Consider the following 24,678-nt stretch of genomic DNA (forward strand, 5'->3'; position numbering starts at 1 on the left):
CCGAGTACAGATATGTCCGCCTACTTCCGCCTGCGTCAACGGGCCATGGCCCACCGTTTCTGGGGCTATGCCCTCCCCTCCGTCATGGCCATGCTGGTCTCCGGCGCCTACTACCTGGTGGACGGCATCTTCGTCGGCCACTACGTGGGGGCCGCCGGCCTTGCCGGCATCAACCTGGTCTATCCGGTCATCATGGTGCTCATCGGCCTTGCCGCCATGATCGCCATGGGGGCCGCCACCGCCATCTCCTTCCAGCAGGGCGCCAGGAACCTCGCTCTGGCCCGCCAGGCTCTGGTCAGCGCCCTCTGGCTGCTGCTGATCCTGGGCACGGTAGCGCCGCTGCTGCTGCACCACTGGCACACCGATATCCTGCAGGCCCTGGGAATGGCCCCCGGCACCGACACCTGGCAGCAGGCCAGCGACTACCTAACCTGGATTGGCGGTGGCACCCTGCTGCTCGCCAGCAACCTGGCGGTGCCCTACCTGCTTCGCAACGACGGCCGCCCTCGCCTCGCCATGGTACTGGTGAGCGGCGGCGCCCTCCTCAACATCCTGCTCAACTACATCATGGTGGGCCGGCTCGGGCTCGGCCTCACCGGCACGGCCCAGGCCACCCTCCTCTCGGAGGCCATGGTCAGCCTGCTCGGCCTGGGGTACTTCTTCACCCGCCACGCCCGGTTGCGGCTGACCTGGCGCCAGCTGGTGCCACGCTTCCCGGCCATGCCCGGCCTGCTCTTCACCGGGCTGCCGAGCCTCATCGCCCAGTTCAATCTGGGGCTGCTGTTGCTGCTGCACAACAGCCAGCTGATGGTGCACGGCACGGTCAAGGATCTGGCGGGCTTCACCGTGGCGGGGTACACGGAGGCGGTCTTCATCGTCATCCTGCAGGGACTGGCGTTTGGCATCCAGCCCCTGGTGAGCCAGGCAGCCGGGGCCGGGCGCCATCGCGACCTCCAGTTCCTGATGGCGATGGGGCTCAAGATCACCCTGGTCTATGGCCTGGGGGTCTGGCTGATTGTCCAGCTGCTGCCGCAGCCGGTCGCCATGCTCTACACCGGGGATCAGGATGCAGAGCTGCTCGCCGCCGCCATCAGCAGCCTGACCCTCAACCTCGCTGCCCTGCCCCTGGAGGGGATCGTCATGTTCGGCATCGTGCTGTTGCAGGCCATGGCCCGCACCCGCCAGGCCCTCGTCATCTCCGTGGCCAAGACGGTGCTGCTGCTGCCCCTCATCTTCCTGCTGCCCCTCTGGTGGGGGCGCGACGGAGTCTTGATGGCACAGCCCGCCACCGTGCTGCTGCTGACGCCCCCCCTGTGCTGGCTGCTGTGGCGTGAGTGGCGGGCCCTGAGCCCTGCCGGAGGGCGTACTTCCGTCCGTATGCAACGGGCGCTGACCGCCCCCTGAGGCCCGCCCCGGCGTCCCCCCACAAACGTCGCCCATAAAAAAGTCCCCGCATGCGGGGACTTTTTATTGGAAGCGGCAGATCAGCAGTAGCCGTAACCCAGCAGACGCTGGTAGCGCTGCTCCAGCAGTTGCTCGCTGTCGAGGGGGCGCAGGGCATCCAGATCCTGCTTGATGCGCGCTTTCAGGTGCTTGGCCATCTTCTCCACGTCGCGGTGGGCACCGCCGAGGGGCTCCTCGACGATGTTGTCGATGAGCTTCAGCTCCTTCAGGCGCTGGGCGGTGATACCCATGGCATCCGCCGCCACCGAGGCCTTCTCGGCGCTCTTCCAGAGGATGGAGGCGCACCCTTCCGGGGAGATGACGGAGTAGGTGGAGTACTGCAGCATGTTGACCCGATCACCCACGCCGATGGCGAGAGCGCCGCCGGAGCCGCCTTCACCGATCACGGTGCAGACCACCGGCACGGTCAGGCCGGCCATGACTTTCAGGTTGCGGGCGATGGCTTCGGACTGGCCACGCTCCTCGGCACCCACGCCGGGGTAGGCACCCGGGGTGTCGATGAAGGTGATGATCGGCATCTTGAAGCGCTCGGCCATCTCCATCAGGCGCAGGGCCTTGCGGTACCCTTCCGGGCGCGGCATGCCGAAGTTTCGCTTGATCTTCTCCTTGGTCTCGCGACCCTTCTGGTGACCGATGATCATCACGGGCTCGCCGTCGAGACGGGCGATGCCGCCGACAATGGCCTTGTCATCGGCATAGGCGCGATCTCCGGCCAGCTCGTCGAAATCGGTGAAGATCTGCTCGATGTAGTCGAGGGTGTAGGGGCGCTGGGGATGACGTGCCATCTGGGATACCTGCCAGGCACCCAGATCGCCGAAGATCTTCTTGGTCAGCTCTTCGTTTTTCTTCTCCAGCCGGCGAATGTCTTCGCTGAGATCCACGGCACTGTTGTGCTCGCTCACATGGCGCAGTTCATCGATCTGTGCCTGCAACTCGGCGATCGGCTGTTCAAAATCCAGAAAAAGACTCATAGGGACAATAGATCCTCTAATCAAAAACCAATTCAACCCGCTCTCGTCCAAGCAGGACTCGCAAGTCATCTATCAGTTGATCGGTGGGCGTCACCCGCCACTCGGTACCGAGCGTCAATCGCACCCGGGAACCGGGGCGACGATAGTTTACCTGAACCGGACAGACTCCGGCACGGGCGGGCTCCAAAATCTCGCACAAACGCGGGAAAAAGCGCTCGTCAATGCGTTGTTCATCGAGGGAGATGCGGATTGCCCTGGCAAAACGCTCCCTCGCATCGTTGATATCCAGCAACTCGCGGGCCGACATTTTAAGGCCACCGGAGAAGTCATCAAAGCTGACCTGTCCAGAAACCACTAAAATACGGTCTTTTTGCATCAATTCTTCGTATTTTTCCAGCGCTTCACTGAAAAGGGTCACATCCAGACGGCCGGATCTGTCGTCCAGGGTGAAGATCCCCATCTTGTTGCCGCGCTTGGTCACCATGCTGCGCGCCGCGATCACCAACCCCGCCGCCGTGGTCACCGTATCCCGGGAGGTGGGATGCAGATCGCACAGTCGGCCCGAGGTGTAGCGCCGCAGCTCGCTGCTGTACTGGTTGATGGGGTGACCGGTGAGGTAGAGCCCGAGGGTCTCCCGCTCCCCTTCCAGCCACACCTTGTCGGGCCAGTGCGGCACGTTGGCGAACGCCTTCTTGACGTCGTCGATCTCCTCCGTGAGCACGCCGAACATGTCGACCTGCCCCACCGCCTGGGCCTTGGCGTGCTGCTCGGCGGCGCGCATCGCCTCCTCCAGGGTCGCCATCAGGGCGGCGCGGTGGGGGCCGAGCCTGTCCATGGCGCCGGAGAGGATGAGCTTCTCCATCACCCGCTTGTTGAGCTTCTTGATGTCGACCCGGTTGCAGAAGTCGAACAGGTCGCGAAACGGACCGTCCCGATCCCGCGCGTCCAGGATCGCCTCGATGGGCCCTTCCCCTACCCCCTTCACCGCGCCGATACCGTAGACGATGTGGCCGTCCTCGTTGACGCTGAAGCGGTAGCGACCGGTGTTGACGTCCGGCGGGATCACGGTCAGCCCCATGCGCTGACACTCGTCCACCAGGGTCACTATCTTGTCGGTGTTGTCCATGTCGGCGGTCATCACCGCCGCCATGAACTCCGCCGGGAAGTGGGTCTTGAGCCAGAGGGTCTGGTAGGAGACCAGCGCATAGGCAGCGGAGTGGGACTTGTTGAAGCCGTAGCCCGCAAACTTCTCCACCAGATCGAAGATCTTCATCGCCAGTTCGCCGTCGACGCCGTTCTTGACCGCCCCCTCCTCGAAGCCCGCCCGCTGCTTGGCCATCTCTTCGGGTTTTTTCTTGCCCATGGCCCGACGCAGCATGTCCGCGCCACCCAGGGTATACCCCGCCAGGGTCTGGGCGATCTGCATCACCTGCTCCTGGTAGAGGATGATGCCGTAGGTGGGCTCGAGTATGGGTTTGAGGCTTTCGTGCTGCCACTTCTCGTCCGGGTAGGAGATGGCCTCCTTGCCGTGCTTGCGCTCGATGAAGTTGTCCACCATGCCCGACTGGAGCGGGCCCGGGCGGAACAGGGCCACCAGCGCGATCATGTCTTCGAAGCAGTCGGGCTGCAGCCGCTTGATGAGGTCCTTCATGCCGCGGGATTCGAGCTGGAACACCGCCGTGGTCTCGAAACGCTGCAAGAGGGCGAACGACTTCTTGTCGTCGATGGGGATGGCGGCGATGTCCACCGGCGGCTTGCCCTCTTTGGCAAGACGGGGGTTTATCATGCCAAGGGCCCAATCGATGATGGTGAGCGTGCGCAGACCCAGGAAGTCGAACTTCACGAGCCCGGCATACTCCACGTCGTTCTTGTCGAACTGGGTGACCGGGTGATGCCCCTCGTCGTCGCAATAGAGCGGCGCGAAGTCGGTGATCTTGGTAGGTGCGATCACCACGCCGCCGGCGTGCTTGCCGGCGTTGCGCACCACCCCTTCCAGGCGGCGGGCCATGTCGATGAGGTCCTTGACCTCCTCGTCCTGCTCGTAGAGCTCCGGCAACTTGGGCTCGGCTTCGAACGCCTTGGCGAGGGTCATGCCCGGATCCGGCGGGATCAGCTTGGAGATGCGATCCACAAAACCGTAGGCGTGGCCCAGCACACGGCCGACGTCCCGCACCACCGCCTTGGCCGCCATGCTGCCGAAGGTGATGATCTGGGACACCGCCTCCCGGCCGTACATCTCGGAGACGTGATCGATCACCTCGTCGCGCCGGTCCATACAGAAGTCGACGTCGAAGTCGGGCATGGAGACCCGCTCGGGGTTCAGGAAACGTTCGAACAGCAGGTCAAATTCCAGCGGATCCAGGTCGGTGATCTTGAGGGCGTAGGCCACCAGCGACCCCGCCCCCGAGCCCCGGCCCGGACCGACCGGGATGCCGTTGTCCTTGGACCACTGGATAAACTCCATCACGATGAGGAAGTAACCCGGGAAGCCCATCTGGTTGATCACTTTGAGCTCGATGTCGAGACGCTCGTCATACTCGGGACGACGCTCGGCCCGCACCGCCGGATCCGGGAACAGGAACTCCAGCCGCTCCTCCAGCCCTTCCTTCGACTTCATGACCAGGAAGTCCTCGGTGGTCATGTCGCCGGTGGGAAAATTGGGCAGGAAATACTCGCCAAGGCGCACCGTCACGTTGCAGCGCTTGGCGATCTCCACCGTATTTTCCAGGGCTTCCGGGATGTCGGCAAACAGCTCCGCCATCTCCTCCTGACTGCGCAGATACTGCTGGGGGCTGTAGCGGCGCGGTCGGCGCTTGTCCATCAGGGTGTAGCCGTCGTGGATGGCGACCCGGATCTCGTGGGCATCGAAGTCATCGGCGGTGAGGAACACCACCTCGTTGGTGGCCACTACCGGCAGTTCGAACTCGGTGGCAATGGCCACCGCCATGTGGAGGTAGACCTCCTCGTCCGGGCGGCCGGTACGCAGCAGCTCCAGGTAGTAGGCATCCGGGAAGTGGGTCTGGTAGAAGGCGAGGCAATGCTCCACCATCTGGCGGTTGCCCTTGAGCAGGAACTTGCCCACATCCCCCTCGCGCCCGCCGGAGAGGACGATCACCCCCTTGGCATGTTCGCCAAGCCAGGCCTTGTCGATGACGGGGCGCCCCTGCACATGACCGCGCTGATAGCCGCGGGAGATGAGCAGGGTGATGTTCTGGTAGCCGTCGTTGTCCATGGCGAGCAGGGTGAGGCGAAACTGCTCGTCCCCAAGCTCGTCGCTCTGCACCCAGAAATCCGCCCCGACCAGGGGCTTGATCCCCTTGCCGTGGGCAGAGCCGTAGAAGCGCACCAGGCCGCACATGTTCATCTGGTCCGTCAGGGCCAGGGCCGGCATGTTGTTGGCGGCGGCTGCGGAGACGATGGGACCGATCTTCTGCAGGCCGTCGACCATGGAGAAGTCGGAGTGCACCCTCAGGTGGATGAAACGGGGATCAGCCATGGTCACGCCCTCTCATTGCGCAAGCAGAAATCGTTCAGACAGATCGGCATCGGTTATTCGATCCCCAGGGCGCGGCGCACCGGCTTGAAGCTCTGACGGTATTCGGGCAGCGGGCCCCGTTCGGCCAGAATGGCGAGGTGCTCCGCCGTCGGGTAGCCCTTGTGGCGGGCGAAACCGTACTCGGGATGGCGGCTGTCCAGCTCGGTCATCTCGGCGTCCCGGGTCACCTTGGCGAGGATGGAGGCGGCGCTGATGGCGGCCACCAGGCTGTCACCCTTGACCACGGCGCGGGCCTCCATCGGCAATCTGGGGCAGCGGTTGCCGTCGATGAAGACCAGCTCGGGCGTCACCTTGAGCCCCGCCACGGCGCGCTGCATCGCCAGCATGGTGGCGTGCAGGATGTTGAGCTCGTCGATTTCCGCCGGGCTGGCGCGGCCGATGGCATAGGCCAGCGCCTTCTCTTTGATCTCGCCAAACAGGGCGAGCCGCTTCTTCTCGGAGAGCTTCTTGGAATCGGCGAGGCCAAGGATGGGATTGGCAGGATCCAGGATCACCGCGGCGGTGACCACATCACCCACCAGGGGGCCGCGACCCACTTCGTCCACCCCGGCAATCAGCTTGTCTTCGGGAATATCGATCGTCATCTCATAGCCTTGAATCAAAACCGGCCCCGCAGGGCCAGTATCAGCACAACATCACGCCTGACACACAGGCAGAGCCCACTAGCGTTCCAGCAGCGCGGCAACCGCTTCCGCTGCCTGCACATCCGCATTGCAGCGGATCTTCTCGTGCAACCGGGTGAAGGTGGCGATGAGCTCGCTGTTGTCATGGTCCAGCAGCTTGCTCACCTCTTCCACCAGGTTGGCCGGGGTGCACTCGTGCTGGATGAGCTCGGGCACCAGCATCTTGTCCGCCAGCAGGTTCGGCAGGGAGACATAGTCCGTCTTCACCAGCCACTGGGCCAGCAAGTAGCTGAAGGGTTTGAGCTTGTAACCCACCACCATGGGCTTTTTCACCAGCATGGCCTCGAGGGCCGCGGTGCCGGAGGCGAGCATCACCACATCGGCGGCAATCATGGCCTCGCGGCCCTGGCCGTCCAGCAGCACCATGTCGAGCTCCGGGGCCACCTCGGCCTTGATGGCGAGGAACTGCTCGCGCCGTTTCTGGTTGACCAGAGGCACGATGAAACCGAGATCCGGGTTGTGCACCGTCAGGTGCTTGCACGCCTCGAGAAAGACCGGCGCCATGAAGCCCACTTCCGCCGTGCGACTCCCCGGCAGTACCGCCAGCCAGCGACGGGCGGGATCGATGCCGAGGGCCTCGCGCACCGCCCCTTGATCCGGCACCAGCGGGATGTCGTCCGCCATGGTGTGGCCGACGAAGCGACAGGGGGCATCGAAACGGTCGTAGAAGGCTTTCTCGAACGGCAGGAAGGCGAGCACCATGTCGGTGGCCGCCTTGATCTTGTGAATGCGGCCCTGACGCCAGGCCCAGACGGAGGGGCTGACATAGTGGACCGTCTTGATACCGGCGCGGCGCAGTTTCAGCTCCACCCCGATATTGAAATCCGGTGCATCCACACCGACGAAGATGTCGGGGGGATTGGCGATGAAGTGGCGCAGCAGTTCGCGGCGCACCTGGAGGATGCGGGGCAGACGGCCCAGCACCTCGGTGATGCCCATGACGGAGAGCTCCTCCATCTCGAACAGCGCCTTCACGCCGAGAGCCTGCATCCGCGGCCCGGCGATCCCTTCGAACTGCGCATCCGGGTAGCGGGCTTGCAGTTCGCGCACCAGCCCTGCGGCCAGAATGTCGCCGGAGGTCTCTCCGGCAACGATGCCGATGCGAATGGGATCAGGCACGAATGATCCCGCGCTCGTTGTCCTTGAGGAAATCCACATAGAGCTGGATGGCCGGTTCGCTCTGGGCCATCTCGCTCAGCACGGGCAACACCTCTTCAATGGTCTTGCCGGAGCGGAAGATCTCCTTGTAGGCGCGCTTGACGGCGGAGATCGCCTCGGCGCTGAAGCCACGACGACGCAGGCCTTCGGAGTTGACCCCGAACGGCTTGGCGTAGTTGCCGGCGGCCATCACGTAGGGCGGCACGTCCTTGTTCAGGGCAGCGCAGCCGCCGACGAAGGCGTGGGAGCCGACGCGGCCGAACTGGTGAATGGCAGACAGACCGCCGAAGATCACGAAGTCACCGATGTGCACATGGCCCGCCAGGGTGGCGTTGTTGGCGAAGATGCAGTTGTCACCGATGATGCAGTCGTGGGCCACGTGAACGTTGACCATGAACAGGTTGCCGCTACCCACCTTGGTCAGGCTCTGGTCCTGGGTGGTGCCGCGGTGCACGGTGCAGTTCTCGCGAAACACGTTGTTGTCGCCGATCTCGAGGAAGGTGCGCTCGCCGGCGTACTTCTTGTCCTGGCAATCCTCACCGATGGAGGTGTGCTGGAAGATCTTGTTGCCGCGACCGATCTTGGTCGGGCCCTTGATCACCACGTGGGAGCTCACCCAGGTGTTGTCACCGATTTCCACCTCGGCGCCGATGACGGTGAAGGGGCCGATTTCAACCCCTTTGCCGATGACGGCAGACTCATGGACGATGGCGGTGTCGTGGATGATGGCAGTCTGATCGATCACGGTTATACCTCGCGCTTGGCGCACATCAGTTCGGCAGTACAGACCACTTCACCGTCGACGGTGGCGACACCGGTGAACTTGGCGATGCCGCGACGCTCCTTCAGGAACTCCACATCCAGCACCAGCTGATCGCCGGGACCCACCGGGCGCTTGAAGCGGGCATTGTCGATGGAGGCAAAGTAATAGAGCTCGTTGGGGGACGGCTTGCCCACCATGGTGAAGGCCAGGATACCGGTGGCCTGGGCCATGGCTTCCAGGATCAGCACGCCGGGGAAGACCGGCTTGGCCGGGAAGTGGCCCTGGAAGATCGGCTCGTTGAACGAGACGTTCTTGATGGCGCGCAGGGTCTTGCGCTCATCGCTGATCTCGTAGTTTTCCACCTTGTCCACCATCAGGAACGGATAACGGTGGGGCAGCAGATCCATGATTTCCTGGATGCCCAGGCTCTTCTTTTCAGTAGTCAAAACAGTACCCTATACCAATCGTGATTATTCTTGATCCAGCTTTTTCTCAAGCTTGCTCAACCGCTTGTGCATCTCTTCGATACGCATCACCCGGGCGGCGGTCTTGCGCCACTCTTTATTGGTTTGCAGGGGGATGCCGGAAGAGTAGATACCGGGCTCGGTGATGGGACGCATCACCATGGCCATGCCGGTGACGGTGGCCTGGTCGCAGATCTCCATGTGCCCGTTAAAGACGGAAGCACCACCAATGATACAGTATTTGCCGACCTTGAGACTACCGGCCATCACGGTGGAGCCCGCCACGGCAGTGCCGTAGCCGATCTCGACGTTGTGGGCGATCTGGCACTGGTTGTCGATGATGACGTTGTCAGCGATGCGGGTATCTTCCAGCGCACCGCGGTCGATGGTGGTGCAGGCACCGATCTCGACCCGGTTGCCGATGGTCACGCCACCGAGCTGGGGGATCTTGATCCACTCGCCGCGCTCGTTGGCATAACCGAAACCGTCCGCCCCGATCACGGTGCCGGCCTGTACCAGACAGTCCGTGCCCAGGGTCACGTTGTGATAGAGGGTGACGTTGGCCCACAACCGGGAGCGCGCTCCCAGTCGGGTATCCTTGCCAACGAAACAGCCCGGGCCGATGCGCACATCGTCACCCAGCACGACGCCGGATTCGATCACCGCATTGGCACCGATGGCCACTCTCTCGCCCAGTTGCACGTCCGCCGCGATGACGGCGCTCGGATGGATATCCATGGCCGGCTGCGGGGTGGTGTCCAGCAGTTGGGCAACCCGTGCAAAGCCCACGTAGGGGTCCTTGAGCACCAGGGCGTTGGTGGGGCAAAACGGCAGGTCTGCCTCGGTGATGAGCACGGCAGTGGCCTTGCTCTGCTCCAGAAAATGCCGGTACTTCTTGTTGGACAGGAAGGCTATCTCCCCCTCCCCGGCTTTTTCCAGTGTCGCGACCTTGCGAATTTCCCGGGTCCCATCCCCATGGACCTCGGCCCCCAGTTGCTGGGCCAGCTGTGCGAGAGTGAATGCCATCAATTAGTTGCTCTTGCTAACCTGAGAAATAACCTGGCCGGAGATGTCCAGCTTGCTGGCTGCATAAGGGGCGGCGTTGCGCTCCAGCACCAGATCGTAGCCATTGCTCTTGGCGATGGCGTCGATGGCAGCCTGCACCTTGGTCAGGATCTTGTTGCGCTCTTCGGACTGACGGCGACCGTTGTCCTGTTCAAACGCCTGACGCTTCTGGTTGAATTCCATCTGCAGCTTGGCCAGCTTCTCCTGGCTCTGCTTTTTCTGCTCGGCGCTCATGAAGGCTTCGTCCTTCTTGAACTTCTCGACCAGTGCCTGACCGTCGGACTCCAGCTTCTGCAGTTCACGCATGCGCGGCTCGAACTCGCCCTTCAGCTTCTTGGCAACGGCTTCACGCTGGGGCAGCTTTTGGAAGACTTCGCCCATGTCGACCACGGCAATCTTGGTCTCAGCGAAGGCAGAACCCATGCCGGCAGCCATCAGTGCAAAGCTCAAACCAGCTACTTTCAACGCTTTATTCACACTTACTCCTTGGTCCCTCGGTCGAGGGCTACCTGATTTACCTGATTGTGCAAGCGATCCACGAGATCGTCTTGTTACCTGGTGAGGCACGCAAACGCGCGACCCATCATGCTTCCCCCGCCATGGCGGGGGGGCGTCCGCTCCCCTTAGAAGGTACGGCCGATGTTGAAGGAGAAGACTTCGGTGTCGTCCCCTTCGTATTTCTTGATTGGTCTTGCCAGCACGAACACCAGCGGGCCCATGGGAGAGAGCCACTGCAGCGACAGGCCGGTCGACATCCGGATGTTGCTCGGGTCGGAGTAGTCCATCAGATAGTTGCAACCACTGAAGCAACGGTTCTGATACTGGCTGTAGTCGAAGTGGGTATCCCACACGGAACCGGCGTCGATGAAGAAGCTGGTCCGCAGCTGGGGCTGATAGGTCTCGGAGGCAAAGGGCGTCGGCACGATCATTTCCAGCGAGGCCACCGCCAGGGCGTTGCCCCCGACCGAGCTGTCAGTGCCCTGGATGACGTCGTTGCCGCCTAGGTTGTAGTAGTAGAGCGCCTTCGGACCGACCGTGTTGCTCTTGAAACCACGCAGGGTGTCGAAGCCACCGGCGTAGTAGTTCTCGAAGAACGGCAGGACGTGCTCGTAATCGCCATTGGTGCCGTAGCCATCGCCGTAGGAGGCACGGGCCTTGGCCAGCATGACCCATTTGTGATCGGCATCAAACGGGAAGTAGTGGGCATCTTCTGCGTTGAGCTTGAAGTACTGCAGATCCATGCCGGGCACCGTCACCTTGGCGTTCACCCGCTGGCGGTCACCGGAGGTCGGGAACTGACCCTTGTTGAGGGTGGAGCGGGTCCAGCCGGCGGTGACGTCCACGGTGTTGAACACCATGCGATTGTCGCCATCCAGATTGCCGTTGTAGACCTTCCAGAACTCGTCCACCTGTACATAGGGGTTGGGCTGGGAGAGCTTGTTGTTCTCGTAGCCCAGGCTGAAGTCGAGACGGTTGTTCTCGTTGACCGGGAAGCCGCTGGAGAGACGGAAACCGACGGTGGTGTTCTCGTAGTCCACGATGTTGGCGTCGGCCGCACTGAACTTGTTGTAGTAGAGACGGCCGCCCAGGCTCACCCCGTCCACGGTGAAGTAGGGGTCGTTATAGCTCAGGTCGACGCTCTTGGAGTAGTCGTTGGTGCTGGCGTTGATGCCGATCTTCTTGCCGGTCCCCATGAAGTTGTCCTGCTGCAGACCCGCCTGCAGGCTCAGACCCGACTCGGTACCGTAGCCGATACCGGCGTTGATGGACCCCGCCGGCTGCTCCTTGACCTTGAAGTCCAGATCGACCTGGTCATCGCTGCCCGGCACCCGCTTGGTGTCCACTTCCGCGGTCTCGAAGAAGCCTAGGCGGTTGAGACGGGTCTTGGACTGCTCGACGTTGTCGGAGGAGAGCCAGGTGCCCTCCATCTGGCGCATCTCGCGACGCAGCACTTCGTCCTTGGTGGTGACGTTGCCGCTGAAGTTGATGTTGCGCACATAGACCCGGGGACCCGGCTCCACGTTGACGATGAGCTCCACTTCCTTGGTCTGGTCGTTGATCTGGGGGAAGGTGACCACTTTCGGATAGGCGTAGCCGTAACGGCCGAGGAACTTGGAGAGCACCTCTTCGGTATGGGTCACCTGACTGGCGGAGTAGACGCTGCCCGCCTCGATGGGGATGAGGCCCTTCATCTCGCCGCCGCGGTCGATGAGGTCGCCCTTGAGCTGGATGCCGGAAACCTTGTACTGCTCCCCTTCCTTGACGTTGAGGGTGACATAGACCCCCTTCTTGTCCGGGGTCATGGAGACCTGGGTGGACTCCTGGGTGAAGCGGATGTAGCCGCGGTCCATGTAGTAGGAGCGCAGCACTTCGATGTCACCGGCCAGCTTCTGCTTCTGGTAGCGCTGATCACCGGTGAAGTTCCACCAGGGCACGTCGTCCTTGAGGGAGAGCTGGGCCAGCAGCTTCTCTTCCGGGAAGACGTTGTTGCCGACGATGTTGATCTGCTGGATCTTGGCCGCTTCCCCTTCCACGAAGGTGAACTTGAGGTCGACCCGGTTGCGCGGCAGCGGGGTGACGATGGCCTTGACCTTGGCGGAGTACTTGCCCACACCGTAGTAGAAATCTTCCAGCCCTTTCTCGAGGGAGCTCAGCACGGTGCGATCCAGCGGATCACCCACGCGGATCCCGGAGGATTCCAGGCTCTGGGTCAGTTGCTCTTCCTTGATGTCCTTGTTGCCGGAGAACTCGATGCTGGAGATGGTCGGGCGCTCCTTGACCACCACTTGCAGCACCTGACCGTCGCGATAGACCTTGACGTCCTCGAAGTTGCCGGAGGCATAGAGCTTCTTGATGGCGTTCGCCAGCGTCACGGAATCGACGGAATCACCGACCCGCACCGGCAGATTCAACAGGGCGGCACCCAGGGTCACCCGCTGCAGGCCCTCGACCTGAATGTCTTGCACCACAAAAGAGGCCGGGGCAGCCTGAGCCAGGAAGCTGGCCCCCAGCAGGCAACTCAACACCAATGCTTTTTTAACAGCCATTTTGTTCTTATGTGTCCTTGTTGATGCTCTGGCCTCAGAGGCGAGCGAAATCATTAAACAGCGCAATGCCCATCAGTAACATCAGAATGGCGGCGCCTATCCTGAACCCAACTTCCTGAATTTTTTCCGATACCGGCTTGCCGGTGATCGCCTCGATGAGGAAATAGACCAGATGGCCACCATCGAGCACCGGCAGGGGGAACAGGTTGATGATCCCCAGGTTGACGCTGATGAGCGCCAGGAATCCGAGGAAATAGACCAACCCGTAATCGGCGCTGCTGCCGGCCCCCTTGGCGATGGAGATGGGGCCGCTCAGGTTGTCCAAAGAGACGATGCCACCGATCAGCTTGCCTATCATGTCGAAGGTCAGGGTGATCAGGCTCCAGGTCTTCTGGACCCCATGCCACAGGGCTTGCAAAGGCCCATACTGTAACAGAGTTCGATACTCATCCGGTAATGGAACCAGTTGCGGTGACAAGCCCACAAAACCGACCAGCTGGCCCTTCACTTTCTTCCCGTCCGGGGTCAGGGTCAGGGTCATCTCGCTGCCCCCGCGCTCCACCGTCACCTGCAGCGGCTGCGCCGGTGACTGCTGGACACGCTCGACAAACTGGGCCCATTCGGTGATGGCCTCTCCATCGACCCCCTTGATGCGATCCCCTATCTGAAGGCCGGCCTTCTCGCTGGCGCTCGACGGTACCACGGCCTCCACCACGGGCAGCACCTTGCCACCGAGGGGCACGATCCCGAGGCTCCCGATGGGTGACTCTTTGTCCGGATCGAATTTCCAGCCGGCCAGCTGCAGGGTCTTGTCCACTGCATAGCTGGTGTTGGCCGCCTTGAGCTTGAGCTGGACCGAGTCATCGCCAAGGTGGCTGATGAGGGCGTAGGTGACGCTCTCCCAGTCACCGGTCTCCTCGCCGCCGACGCCGACGATCTCCATGCCTGGCAGGATGCCGGCCTCTGCCACGATGGAGGCGGGACGCACCTCGCCCACCACGGGTTTGACGCTAGGCACCCCTATCATGAACATCAGCCAGAAGGCGAACAGGGCGAACACGAAGTTCGCCATGGGGCCGGCCGCGACGATGGCCATCCGGGCCCAGACGCTCTTGTGGTTGAAGGCCTGCGCCTCCTCCCCCGGCTTGAGTTCGTCGACCCGGCCATCCAGCATCTTGACGTAACCGCCAAGGGGGATCAGGGCCAGCACGTATTCGGTGCCATCCTTGCCAAGGCGACGCCAGATGGCCTTGCCAAAGCCGATGGAGAAGCGCTCCACCTTGACGCCGCAACGACGAGCCACCCAGAAGTGGCCAAATTCATGCACCGCCACCAGCAGCCCGAGGGCCACGATGAAGGCGCCGATATTCCACAGAACCCCGCCCATCAGCCGCGTACCTCGCGGTCATGTCCAGTCCTGCGCTCGAGAGCATGGAGAGGGGCTGGCTGCCACCACAGTCCGTTCATACGGCAAGCTCCTTTATCAGTTGCTGGGCACGGGCTCGGGCCGTACCGTCCAGGGCGATGAGATCCGCCAGAGAGCCGGCAGCACTGCTGCCCAGCTCGGCCATGACGGATTCGTTGACTCTGGCAATATCCATAAATCCGATCCGCTCTGCAAGAAAAGCCGCGACGGCCTCCTCGTTGGCGGCATTGAGGGAGGTGGTCGCCCCCTGCCCCTGCTGGCACGCGCTCATGGCCAGCGCCAGACAGGGATAGCGCTCATAGTCGGGCCGGATAAAGCTGAACTCTCCGACACTGAAGAAATCCAAAGGTTCCACACCGGACTCGATCCGTTCCGGATAGGCCAGAGCGTGGGCAATGGGGGTGCACATGTCCGGGTTGCCGAGCTGGGCCAGCACGGAGCCATCCTTGTACTGCACCATGGAGTGAATGACGGACTGGGGGTGGATCACCACCTGGATCTGCTCGGGGGCCGCATTGAAGAGCCAGCGCGCCTCGATGTACTCCAGCCCCTTGTTCATCATGGTGGCGGAGTCCACCGAGATCTTGGCCCCCATGGACCAGTTGGGATGGGCAATGGCTTGCGCCGGGGTGACATGGTGCAGTTCGCCCACATCGGCATAGCGGAAAGGCCCACCGGAGCCGGTCAGCAGGATCTTGCTGATCCCCGCCCCGGCCAGATCGCAGAAACCGGGCTGGCGCTGCACGTCGACCGGCAGGCACTGGAAGATGGCGTTGTGTTCGCTGTCGATGGGCAGCAGCTCGGCGCCGTGCGCGCGCACCGCCTCCATGAAGAAGGCTCCGGACATCACCAGCGCCTCCTTGTTGGCCAGCAGAATGCGCTTGCCGGCGCGCACGGCAGCCATGGTGGGTGCCAGACCCGCCGCACCGACAATGGCCGCCATCACGCTGTGGGCATCGGGGTGAGCAGCCACGTCGCACAGGGCTGCCTGACCGGACAACACCCGGGTGGTGCTGCCGTGAGCCTTGAGCCGACCCGCCAGATCGCTGGCGGCGCCTTCGTCCACCATGACGGCGAACCGGGGGGAGAATTCGAGACAGTCGCGCAGCATGGCGTCCACGCTGCGGGCAGCGGTCAGCGCCAGCACCTGCCAGCGCCCGGGGTTGTGGCGCAGTACCTTGAGGGTGCTCTGACCGATGGAGCCTGACGCTCCCAGGATCACCAGGTTTTGCATCAAGACTCCTGATTGGGTAACAGACTGATGGAGCGGGACGCTCCCGGGATCATCAGTGCGCGAAACATCAAAACTCCGGACCGAGCAACAGGTAGCTGAGCAGGAAGACGGGCAGCGCCGCCGTCAGGCTGTCGATGCGATCGAGAATGCCCCCATGGCCCGGCAACAGGGTGCCGGAATCCTTGATGCCGGCTTCCCGCTTGAACATGCTCTCGGCCAGATCGCCAAGCACGGAGGCCAGCACCGCCAGCAGGGAACAGAGCAGCACGGTGCCCATCTTGGCAGGCACGAAGCCCATGAACCAGGTCACGCCGATGGCCAGCAGGCTGGCGGTAAAGAGGCCGCCCAGCATGCCTTCGATGGTTTTACCCGGGCTCACGGCCGGCGCCAGCTTGTGTTTGCCGAACGCCTTGCCGAAAAAATACGCGCCAGAATCTGCCGCCCAGACCAGCCCCATCACGAACAGCAGGATCCAGGCCCCCATCATGGGGTCGTGGTAGAAGTTGTAACCGCGAATGGCCACCAGGGACCAGAAGAAGGGAACCAGGGTCACCAGACCGAACAGGGATTTGAGCCAGATGGATTCACGCCACAGCCTGGCGCTTTGCGGGTAGCGCAGCACCAGCACCAGCCCCAGCAGCCACCAGCTGACGGCGGTCCAGAGCACGCCCATCACCAGCGGATGCAGTTGGGGGATCCAGAGTTGCTCCACGGGCACCCAGAACAGGCTGGCCCCCAGCAGCAGACAGAACACCAGCGGCAACCACTGTTGCGGCTGGGCAGTGACGAAGGCACTCCACTCACGGCTGGCCAGCAGAAAGACCAGGGCGGCGAGCAGGGCAAAGAATTTCAACGGCAGAAAAAACAGCGCCCCCAACACCAGGGGAACTAACAGTAATGCGGTAATAATTCGTTGTTTTAGCAAAAGAAACCTCTCTCTTGGGAGCGGGGTTTAGCCGGTCTGTTGCGCGGCGATCAATTCCCGGATCTGTTCACCCGTACACCCGAAGCGACGCTCGCGAGCAACGAAGGAGGCAACTGCCCCACTGAACTCGGCCTCGTCAAAATCGGGCCACAGGACCGGGGTAAAATAGAGTTCGGCATAGGCGAGCTGCCACAGGACAAAGTTGCTGATGCGATGATCCCCGCCAGTGCGGATCAACAGATCCACGGGGGGCAGATCAGCCATGCAGACATGACGACCCAATGCCGCCTCATCGACCGCCTCGGCATCGAGTTCACCCGCCGCCACGGCGCGTGCCAGGGTCCGGGCCGCCTGGGCGATGTCCCACTGACCGCCATAGTTGGCGGCGATATTGAGGGTCAATCCCTGATTGTTGGCGGTCAGGGCCTCGGCCTTGGCGATTTTGGCCTGCAGCCGCTCGCTGAAGCGGGCAGTGTCGCCAATCACCCGAAGGCGAATGCCGTTGCTGTGCAACTTGCTCACCTCGCGACCCAGCACCGTCATGAACAATTCCATCAGGGCGTTGACTTCCCCTTCCGGACGGCGCCAGTTCTCGCTGGAAAACGCAAACAGGGTCAGCGCCTCCATCTTGGCACGGGCGGCAAAGGCCACGGCCTCACGCACGGATTTCACGCCCGCCTTGTGCCCGGAAACCCGCATCTTGCCGCGGTTCTGGGCCCAGCGACCATTGCCATCCATGATGATGGCGACGTGACGGGGCAAGGACGAGCTGGCGCTATCGCCTAGCGCTGCCAAAAGCGACATTCATTTCTCCCACAAAGACAAAAGCGCCGTGCAGGGGCACTACACGGCGCTCGTAATATACCTGTCGGAGGCTTAGATTTCCATTAGCTCCTTTTCCTTCACAACCAGGGCGTCATCCACCAGCTTGATGAAGGTATCGGTCAGCTTCTGGATCTCTTCCTGGGCGCGACGGTCGTCGTCTTCGGAGATCTCTTTCTCTTTCAGCAGGGCTTTCAGGTCGGCGTTGGCATCGCGACGGATGTTGCGAATGGCAACCCGGGCACCTTCGGCTTCGGCACGGACGATCTTGGTCAGATCACGGCGACGCTCTTCGGTCAGCGGCGGCAGCGGCACGCGCAGAGTCTGGCCGTTGCTGGACGGGTTCAGGCCCAGATCGGAGGTCAGGATGGCTTTTTCCACCGCCTGGATCATGGAGCGATCGAAGATGGAGATGGAGAGAGTACGGGCATCTTCTGCCACCACGTTGGCCAACTGCTTCAGAGGAGTGGCAGCACCGTAATACTCCACCTGGATGCCGTCGAGCAGGCTCGGGTGAGCACGGCCGGTACGGATCTTGGACATCTGGGTCTTCAGCGACTCTACGCTTTTGCCCATGCGGTCCTTGGCGTCGTTTTTAATCTCGTTGATCACAGTGGTTTTCCTTTTGGCGAACGAGCCGACAGGCGGCTCGTATCTATCTTGTTGACTGGCGTAATGGACAAGCGAGCCTGGGGCTCACACTTGCCTTACTTGCTGGCCTGGTGGATCAGGGTACCTTCCGGCTCACCCATGATCACGCGGCGCAGCGCGCCCGGTTTGTTCATGTTGAACACCCGGATCGGCAGATCGTGGTCGCGGGCCAGGGTAAAAGCAGCAAGATCCATCACTTTGAGTTCTTTTTCAAGAACTTCATCATAACTCAGTTCCTGATAGAGCACGGCATCCGGGTTCTTGACCGGGTCATCGGTGAACACGCCATCGACCTTGGTGGCTTTCAGCACGACGTCGGCTTCGATCTCGATACCGCGCAGGCAGGCTGCCGAGTCGGTGGTAAAGAAGGGGTTGCCGGTACCGGCAGAGAAGATCACCACCTTGCCGGCGCGCAGCTGGCTGATGGCTTCGGCCCAGCTGTAGGAGTCGCAGACCCCTTGCAGGGAGATGGCCGACATCAGGCGGGCATTCACATAAGCACGATGCAGGGCATCACGCATGGCCAGGCCGTTCATGACGGTCGCCAGCATGCCCATGTGGTCACCCACCACGCGATTCATGCCTGCCTTGGCAAGGCCGGCACCACGGAACAGGTTGCCGCCACCGATGACCAGACCGACCTGAACACCCAGCTCAACCAGCTCTTTGATCTCTTGGGCCATCCGTTCCAGCACCGCCGGATCAATGCCGAAACCCTCGGATCCTTGCAGGGCTTCACCACTCAACTTCAGAAGAACACGTCTGTATGCAGGCTTGGGATTGGTACTCATGTCACTGATTCCTGGTCATATAAAGACCGCGACATAAGTCGCGGTCTGGGGAAACGGAAAAACCGGTTCGATTAGGCCTTCTGAGCGGCCGCGATCTGGGCTGCTACTTCAGCAGCGAAGTCGGTCTCTTGCTTCTCGATGCCTTCGCCCACTTCGAAACGGGTGAAGGAAACAACGTCAGCGCCTTCTTTCTTCAGCAGCTCGGCAACGGTCATGGAAGGATCTTTCACGAACGGTTGACCAGTCAGGGAAACCTCACCGGTGAACTTCTTCATGCGGCCTTCAACCATCTTCTCGGCGATCTCTTTCGGCTTGCCGGAGTTGATGGCGATGTCGATCTGGATTTCGCGCTCTTTGGCAACGACTTCGGCAGACACGTCTTCCGGTTTGACGAATTGCGGGCTGTTGGCAGCAACGTGCATGGCCAGATCTTTGGCCAGCTCGTCGGTACCGCCAACCAGCTTGGTGATAACACCGATGCGGGAGCCGTGAACGTAGGTGCCCAGGTTGTCACCTTCAACCAGCATCACGCGACGCAGGTTCATGTTCTCACCGATCTTGGCGATCAGGTTGGTGATGGTCAGCTCGACGGACTCGCCGTTGCCGAAGTCGGCGGCTTTCAGCGCGTCAACGTCAGCGATTTTCTGGGTAGCAGCGATCTCGACGATCTTCTGACCCATGGCCAGGAAACCGGCATCCTTGGAAACGAAGTCAGTCTCGCAGTTCAGCTCGATCATGACGGCAACGTTGCCTTCGGTACGGGCGAAGATCACACCTTCAGCGGCGATACGGCCAGCTTTCTTGGCGGCCTTGGCCTGACCGGATTTACGCATGTTCTCGATAGCCAGCTCGATATCACCGTTGGCTTCTTCCAGCGCTTTTTTGCAATCCATCATGCCAGCGGCGGTGCGCTCGCGCAGTTCTTTTACCAGGGCGGCAGAAATGTTTGCCATGTCCAGTATCCTCGGTCTTGAATTGACAAGAAACAGGGGCCACAAGGGCCCCTGCTAACCAATTACATCAGCTTGGTTAATAAGGGCTTTTCAGTCCTTATCAATTACTCAGCTTCAACGAAGCCATCTTGTTCGGCTTGAACAACGATGTCCTGCTCACGGGCTTCCAGAACGGTGTCAGCAGCAGCGTTCAGGTACAGCTGTACGGCACGGATAGCGTCGTCGTTACCCGGGATGACATAGTCAACGCCGTCCGGGTTGGAGTTGGTATCAACGATGGAAACTACCGGGATACCCAGGTTGTTGGCTTCTTTGATAGCGATGTGCTCGTGGTCGGCATCGACAACGAACAGAACGTCAGGCAGGCCGCCCATGTTCTTGATACCACCCAGGCTCTTCTCCAGCTTTTCCATTTCGCGAGTACGCATCAGCGCCTCTTTCTTGGTCAGCTTGTCGAAGGTACCGTCTTCGCTCTGGGTTTCCAGATCTTTCAGGCGCTTGATGGACTGACGAACGGTTTTCCAGTTGGTCAGCATGCCGCCCAGCCAGCGGTGGTTAACATAGAACTGGTCGCAACGCTCAGCGGCTTCTTTGACGGCTTCAGACGCGGCACGCTTGGTACCTACGAACAGTACCTTGCCTTTCTTGGCAGCTACGGAGCTGATGAAGTTCATGGCATCGTCAAACATCGGAACGGTTTTTTCCAGGTTGATGATGTGAACTTTGCTGCGGGCGCCGAAGATGTAGGACTTCATTTTCGGGTTCCAGTAACGAGTCTGGTGACCGAAGTGAACGCCGGCTTGCAGCATGTCGCGCATAGAAACTTTAGCCATTTTATACCTCTGTATTGGGGTTAGGCCTCCACACATCCCATATAACCGACCCGTTAAGGCACCCCGGCATATGTGTCGATGTGTGTGTGTTGTTGAGTAAGGGTGATGGCATGAGGACACGAGTTCCCCATTCCGGCGCGCTTTATACCATAACTTTGGTCATGACACCACCAGCCCGGGTGCTAAAAATGGATCCCGGACCATGGTGCGACCGCCTGATGACGTTGCGATGACGATCACACTGGAAGTAAACGGGGGTTGGGGATAAAATTTCGCCCTGATTGCAAACGCATCTATTTTTCATTACCTGGTTGTTGGGCATCGGCAGGATGCGCAATCAGGCCCCAAGAGAGATCCCATGTCCATTAAAATCAAGACACCGGAAGAGATTGAAAAAATGCGTGTCGCCGGCCAGCTGGCCGCCGACGTGCTGGTCATGATCGCCCCCCACGTCAAGGCGGGCGTCACCACAGACGAACTGAATACCCTCTGCCACGACTACATCGTCGACGTGCAGCAGGCCATCCCCGCGCCGCTCAATTACCACGGCTTCCCCAAGTCCATCTGTACTTCGGTGAACGATGTCATCTGCCATGGCATCCCGAACCACAAGAAACTGCGGGAAGGGGACATCATCAATCTGGATATCACCGTCATCAAGGATGGTTATCACGGCGATACCTCCGCCATGTTCATCGTGGGCCAGACCACCCCCCTGCGTCGCCAGCTCTGCAAGGTGGCCCAGGATAGCCTCTATGCCGCCATCAAGCGGGTGCGCCCGGGCATGTGCATCACCGAGATCGGCGCCGTCATCCAGCCCATCGTCGAGCAGGCCGGCTTCTCCGTGGTACGCGACTACTGCGGCCATGGCATCGGTGCCGAGTTCCACGAAGAGCCGCAGATCCTGCACTACCGCAACGGCGGCAAGCTGGAGCTGAAAGCGGGCATGTGCTTCACCATCGAGCCCATGGTCAACAGCAAGAAGTACCACTGCAAGGTCAATCCGAAGGATGGCTGGACCGTGACCACCAAGGACGGCGGCGACTCCGCCCAGTGGGAGCACACCCTGCTGGTGACCGAGGATGGCTGCGAGGTCCTGACCCTGCGCCCCGACGACACTATCGAGCGTTTTATCCGCCACGTTTGACATTCAACCCCGGCCGCGCGCCGGGGTTGCTCTTTACCCGGCCCGACCGAGAGTGTGACATGCCATGGATGCCAGCCTGCTTTCTCCCCATCTGCTCCCAGACGATCAGCTCACCCGTGACAACTGCAAGGAGTACCTGAGCCGCTTTCTCGCCTGGCTGCATGAGCGCTTCGACGCCGGTGACAACATCATCGAACTGGTGGCCACCCGCTCCGAATACATGGACGCGCTGCTGACCAGGCTCTGGCACAAGTTCGGCTTCGACAGGACCGAGCTCACCCTGATCGCGGTGGGGGGCTATGGCCGCGGCGAGCTGCACCCCCACTCCGACATCGATCTGCTTATCCTCTATGAAGGGGACGAGCTGGACGAGGTGCTGGGGCTGCGCATCGGCGAGTTCATCACCCTCTTGTGGGATCTCAAGCTGGAGGTGGGGCAGTCGGTGCGCAACGTGGCCGAGTGCATCGAGCAGGGTCGCAACGACATCACGGTTGCCACCAACCTCATCGAGGCCCGTTACATCACGGGTCGCCTGGCGGGATTCGAGCAGTTGCAGGCGGCCACCCAGCCCCAGCACTTCTGGCCGAGCGAAGCCTTCTTTCGTGCCAAACGCGAAGAGCAGGCCCTGCGCCACCAGCAGTTTCTCGGCACCGCCTACAAGCTGGAGCCGGATCTCAAGAACAATCCCGGGGGCCTTCGCGACATCCAGACCCTGGCCTGGGTCGCCCGCCGCCACTTCGGCGCCACCACCCTGTTCGAGATGACCAGCCACGGTTTTCTCAACCGGGCCGAGTACCGGGAGCTGCTCGACTGCCAGAACTTCCTGTGGAAGGTGCGCTTCGCCCTGCACATGGCCATCAACAAGGGGGACAACCGCCTCTTGTTCGACCGCCAGCGTACCGTGGCCCAGATGCTGGGGTTCGAGGGGGAAGGCAACGGCCCGGTCGAGCAGATGATGAAGCGCTTCTACCAGACGGTGCGACGGGTGGCCGAACTCAACGAGATGCTGCTGCAACTGTTTGACGAGGCCATTCTCGGCAACACCGCCATGGACGTGCGCCGCATCAGCGACGAATTCCAGCTGCGCGGCCGCCTCATCGATGCGGTGGACTCCGAGCTGTTCGGCCGGGATCCTGCCGCCATCCTGCGACTCTTCTACCAGATAGCCCAGCACCCGGAGATTGCCGGCATCCACTCCGCCACCTTGCGCCAGTTGCGCGAGGCCAGACGCACCCTCAACTGCTGGCTGCAAGATCTACCCGAGTGCCGCCGTCTCTTCATGGCGCTCCTGCGCCACCCCAACGGCATCGGCCAGCCGCTCACCCTGATGCACAAGTACGGGATCCTCGCGGCCTACCTGCCCCAGTGGAACCTCATCGTCGGTCAGATGCAGTTCGACATGTTCCACGCCTACACGGTGGACGAACATACCCACAGGCTGCTGCAGAACATCCATCGCTTTCCGAATCCGGCCAGCCGCCAGACTCACCCGCTCTGCCACGAGGTGTTCACCCAGTTGCGCAAGCCCGAGCTGCTCAGCATCGCCGCCCTCTTCCACGACATCGCCAAGGGCAGGCGCGGCGATCATTCCGAACTCGGGGCCGTGGATGCGCTGGAGTTCTGCCAGTTGCACGGGCTGGATCGCTACGAGAGCCGACTGGTCGCCTGGCTGGTGCGCCACCATCTGCTGATGTCGGTCACCGCCCAGCGCCGCGACATCTACGACCCGGACGTGGTCACCGACTTCGCCCAGAAGGTTCGGGATGAATTGCACCTCGACCTGCTCTATTGCCTGACCGTGGCCGACATCTGTGCCACGAACGACAGTCTGTGGAACGACTGGAAGGGCACCCTGCTGCGCGAACTCTACTTCGCCACCCAGAAGGCCCTGCGCCAGGGGTTGGAAAACCCGCCGGACATGCGCCTCAAGATCCGTGAAAACCAGCGCCAGGCCAGGCAGATCCTGACCCAGCGCGAGGTGCCACAGGAGGCGGTCACCGCCCTCTGGAACGACTTCAAGGCCGATTACTTCCTGCGCCACAGCCCGGAGCAGATCGCCTGGCACTGCCGCAAGATCATCGCCCACGGTGACAACCCGGCCCCCCTGGTGCTCATCGGCAAGCACCCCATACGGGGCGGTAGCGAGGTGTTCATCTATTGTCGCGATACTCCCAACCTCTTTGCCACCGTGGCCTCGGCGCTGGATCAGAAGAACCTCAGCATCCACGACGCCCAGATCATGAATTCGCGCAACGACTACGTGCTTGATACCTTCATCGTGCTGGAGCCAAACGGCGAGCCCATCAGCCCCAACCGTACCGCCACCATCAAGAAGGCACTGGAGAAAGCCCTTCAGGAGCCGGGCAAACTGGTACTGCGCAGCAAGCCCCTGTCCAGACGCCACCGCCAGTTCAGCGTGCCGACCAGGGTGGTCTTCCTGCCCCACAAGGGGGAAAACCGCCACACCCTGCTGGAGCTGACGGCCCTGGACACTCCGGGCCTATTGGCCCGTATCGGTGCCGTGTTCCAGCAGTGCGGCCTCTCCCTCCATGCCGCCAAGATCACCACCATCGGTGAGCGGGTGGAGGACTTCTTCAGCCTCACCACCCTGGCCGGAGAGCCGCTGAACCCGGAGGAGCAGCAAGCCCTCGAGGAGAGGCTGGTCAATCAGCTCAACCCCCAGGAACCGGTTGGTGAGAGTGCCTGACACGCTCGGATGAAGCCT

Annotated in this window: 20 protein-coding genes; 3 read left to right on the forward strand and 17 right to left on the reverse strand. The window is 61.7% G+C overall.

Going from position 1 to position 24,678, the window contains the following annotated elements; all coding sequences use genetic code 11:
- Positions 1-12: 12 nt before the first annotated feature.
- On the forward strand, positions 13-1,404 hold the full coding sequence (locus tag BGO64_RS04920) for an MATE family efflux transporter (protein WP_286700272.1): 1,392 nt from the start codon (positions 13-15) through the stop codon (positions 1,402-1,404).
- An 80-nt stretch (positions 1,405-1,484) separates the two neighbouring features.
- Here BGO64_RS04920 and accA read toward each other — a convergent pair whose 3' ends face one another.
- The 17 genes from accA to rpsB all read right to left on the reverse strand — a co-directional run bounded on the left by accA (position 1,485) and on the right by rpsB (position 20,806).
- A complete protein-coding gene (gene accA / locus BGO64_RS04925) occupies positions 1,485-2,435 on the reverse strand; it encodes an acetyl-CoA carboxylase carboxyl transferase subunit alpha (protein ID WP_010673419.1) in 951 nt (316 codons plus the stop codon).
- A 16-nt stretch (positions 2,436-2,451) separates the two neighbouring features.
- The gene (dnaE, locus tag BGO64_RS04930) at positions 2,452-5,931 is read right to left on the reverse strand and encodes a DNA polymerase III subunit alpha (RefSeq protein ID WP_039039451.1); all 3,480 of its coding nucleotides are present in this window, start codon (positions 5,929-5,931) and stop codon (positions 2,452-2,454) included.
- Positions 5,932-5,984: 53 nt separating this feature from the next.
- Entirely contained in the window at positions 5,985-6,575 is a 591-nt protein-coding gene (gene rnhB, locus BGO64_RS04935; protein WP_039039433.1) for a ribonuclease HII, read from the reverse strand.
- Between the two features lie 78 nt (positions 6,576-6,653).
- Complete coding sequence (lpxB, locus tag BGO64_RS04940; protein ID WP_039039432.1) at positions 6,654-7,793, reverse strand: lipid-A-disaccharide synthase; 1,140 nt, start codon at positions 7,791-7,793, stop codon at positions 6,654-6,656.
- Positions 7,786-8,577, reverse strand: coding sequence for an acyl-ACP--UDP-N-acetylglucosamine O-acyltransferase (gene lpxA / locus BGO64_RS04945; protein ID WP_010673415.1), 792 nt, complete (start codon positions 8,575-8,577; stop codon positions 7,786-7,788). Before lpxA ends, lpxB begins: the two co-directional genes overlap by 8 nt.
- A gap of 2 nt (positions 8,578-8,579) precedes the next feature.
- Complete coding sequence (gene fabZ / locus BGO64_RS04950; protein WP_010673414.1) at positions 8,580-9,041, reverse strand: 3-hydroxyacyl-ACP dehydratase FabZ; 462 nt, start codon at positions 9,039-9,041, stop codon at positions 8,580-8,582.
- A 24-nt stretch (positions 9,042-9,065) separates the two neighbouring features.
- Positions 9,066-10,085: a UDP-3-O-(3-hydroxymyristoyl)glucosamine N-acyltransferase gene (gene lpxD, locus BGO64_RS04955; protein ID WP_039039449.1), complete on the reverse strand. Its 1,020-nt coding sequence runs from the start codon at positions 10,083-10,085 to the stop codon at positions 9,066-9,068.
- A 3-nt stretch (positions 10,086-10,088) separates the two neighbouring features.
- Positions 10,089-10,601 carry an OmpH/Skp family outer membrane protein gene (locus BGO64_RS04960; protein WP_029313943.1) on the reverse strand — a complete coding sequence of 171 codons (513 nt, stop codon included), beginning with the start codon at positions 10,599-10,601 and terminating at the stop codon, positions 10,089-10,091.
- Between the two features lie 146 nt (positions 10,602-10,747).
- Complete coding sequence (bamA, locus tag BGO64_RS04965; protein ID WP_286700273.1) at positions 10,748-13,171, reverse strand: outer membrane protein assembly factor BamA; 2,424 nt, start codon at positions 13,169-13,171, stop codon at positions 10,748-10,750.
- Positions 13,172-13,205: 34 nt separating this feature from the next.
- Positions 13,206-14,558, reverse strand: a complete 1,353-nt coding sequence (gene rseP / locus BGO64_RS04970) for a sigma E protease regulator RseP (protein WP_069651739.1) — start codon at positions 14,556-14,558, stop codon at positions 13,206-13,208.
- A gap of 76 nt (positions 14,559-14,634) precedes the next feature.
- Positions 14,635-15,831 carry a 1-deoxy-D-xylulose-5-phosphate reductoisomerase gene (ispC, locus tag BGO64_RS04975; RefSeq protein WP_286700274.1) on the reverse strand — a complete coding sequence of 399 codons (1,197 nt, stop codon included), beginning with the start codon at positions 15,829-15,831 and terminating at the stop codon, positions 14,635-14,637.
- Positions 15,832-15,898: 67 nt separating this feature from the next.
- Entirely contained in the window at positions 15,899-16,756 is an 858-nt protein-coding gene (locus BGO64_RS04980; RefSeq protein ID WP_029313939.1) for a phosphatidate cytidylyltransferase, read from the reverse strand.
- 27 nt (positions 16,757-16,783) lie between these two features.
- A complete protein-coding gene (uppS, locus tag BGO64_RS04985) occupies positions 16,784-17,560 on the reverse strand; it encodes a polyprenyl diphosphate synthase (RefSeq protein WP_039039427.1) in 777 nt (258 codons plus the stop codon).
- Between the two features lie 72 nt (positions 17,561-17,632).
- Positions 17,633-18,190, reverse strand: a complete 558-nt coding sequence (gene frr / locus BGO64_RS04990) for a ribosome recycling factor (RefSeq protein ID WP_010673406.1) — start codon at positions 18,188-18,190, stop codon at positions 17,633-17,635.
- Positions 18,191-18,285: 95 nt separating this feature from the next.
- Positions 18,286-19,020: a UMP kinase gene (gene pyrH, locus BGO64_RS04995; protein ID WP_010673405.1), complete on the reverse strand. Its 735-nt coding sequence runs from the start codon at positions 19,018-19,020 to the stop codon at positions 18,286-18,288.
- Between the two features lie 71 nt (positions 19,021-19,091).
- Positions 19,092-19,973: a translation elongation factor Ts gene (tsf, locus tag BGO64_RS05000; RefSeq protein ID WP_010673404.1), complete on the reverse strand. Its 882-nt coding sequence runs from the start codon at positions 19,971-19,973 to the stop codon at positions 19,092-19,094.
- A gap of 104 nt (positions 19,974-20,077) precedes the next feature.
- Positions 20,078-20,806 carry a 30S ribosomal protein S2 gene (rpsB, locus tag BGO64_RS05005; RefSeq protein ID WP_010673403.1) on the reverse strand — a complete coding sequence of 243 codons (729 nt, stop codon included), beginning with the start codon at positions 20,804-20,806 and terminating at the stop codon, positions 20,078-20,080.
- A 358-nt stretch (positions 20,807-21,164) separates the two neighbouring features.
- Between rpsB and map the strand changes: the two genes are divergently transcribed.
- Positions 21,165-21,953: a type I methionyl aminopeptidase gene (gene map, locus BGO64_RS05010; RefSeq protein ID WP_010673402.1), complete on the forward strand. Its 789-nt coding sequence runs from the start codon at positions 21,165-21,167 to the stop codon at positions 21,951-21,953.
- A 64-nt stretch (positions 21,954-22,017) separates the two neighbouring features.
- On the forward strand, positions 22,018-24,660 hold the full coding sequence (gene glnD / locus BGO64_RS05015) for a bifunctional uridylyltransferase/uridylyl-removing protein GlnD (RefSeq protein ID WP_042015535.1): 2,643 nt from the start codon (positions 22,018-22,020) through the stop codon (positions 24,658-24,660).
- The last annotated feature ends 18 nt before the right edge of the window (positions 24,661-24,678 follow it).

It is taken from the genome of Aeromonas sp. 62-46 (assembly GCF_001898585.1).
Classification (GTDB): domain Bacteria; phylum Pseudomonadota; class Gammaproteobacteria; order Enterobacterales; family Aeromonadaceae; genus Aeromonas; species Aeromonas caviae.

What these genes read in the sequence shown, in the direction of transcription:
- BGO64_RS04920 (WP_286700272.1), top strand. Translation starts at nt 13, where the DNA reads ATGTCCGCCTACTTCCGCCTGCGTCAACGGGCCATGGCCCACCGTTTC.
- accA (WP_010673419.1), bottom strand. Translation starts at nt 2,435, where the DNA reads ATGAGTCTTTTTCTGGATTTTGAACAGCCGATCGCCGAGTTGCAGGCA.
- dnaE (WP_039039451.1), bottom strand. Translation starts at nt 5,931, where the DNA reads ATGGCTGATCCCCGTTTCATCCACCTGAGGGTGCACTCCGACTTCTCC.
- rnhB (WP_039039433.1), bottom strand. Translation starts at nt 6,575, where the DNA reads ATGACGATCGATATTCCCGAAGACAAGCTGATTGCCGGGGTGGACGAA.
- lpxD (WP_039039449.1), bottom strand. Translation starts at nt 10,085, where the DNA reads ATGGCATTCACTCTCGCACAGCTGGCCCAGCAACTGGGGGCCGAGGTC.
- bamA (WP_286700273.1), bottom strand. Translation starts at nt 13,171, where the DNA reads ATGGCTGTTAAAAAAGCATTGGTGTTGAGTTGCCTGCTGGGGGCCAGC.
- rseP (WP_069651739.1), bottom strand. Translation starts at nt 14,558, where the DNA reads ATGGGCGGGGTTCTGTGGAATATCGGCGCCTTCATCGTGGCCCTCGGG.
- ispC (WP_286700274.1), bottom strand. Translation starts at nt 15,831, where the DNA reads ATGCAAAACCTGGTGATCCTGGGAGCGTCAGGCTCCATCGGTCAGAGC.
- uppS (WP_039039427.1), bottom strand. Translation starts at nt 17,560, where the DNA reads ATGTCGCTTTTGGCAGCGCTAGGCGATAGCGCCAGCTCGTCCTTGCCC.
- pyrH (WP_010673405.1), bottom strand. Translation starts at nt 19,020, where the DNA reads ATGAGTACCAATCCCAAGCCTGCATACAGACGTGTTCTTCTGAAGTTG.
- tsf (WP_010673404.1), bottom strand. Translation starts at nt 19,973, where the DNA reads ATGGCAAACATTTCTGCCGCCCTGGTAAAAGAACTGCGCGAGCGCACC.
- rpsB (WP_010673403.1), bottom strand. Translation starts at nt 20,806, where the DNA reads ATGGCTAAAGTTTCTATGCGCGACATGCTGCAAGCCGGCGTTCACTTC.
- map (WP_010673402.1), top strand. Translation starts at nt 21,165, where the DNA reads ATGTCCATTAAAATCAAGACACCGGAAGAGATTGAAAAAATGCGTGTC.
- glnD (WP_042015535.1), top strand. Translation starts at nt 22,018, where the DNA reads ATGGATGCCAGCCTGCTTTCTCCCCATCTGCTCCCAGACGATCAGCTC.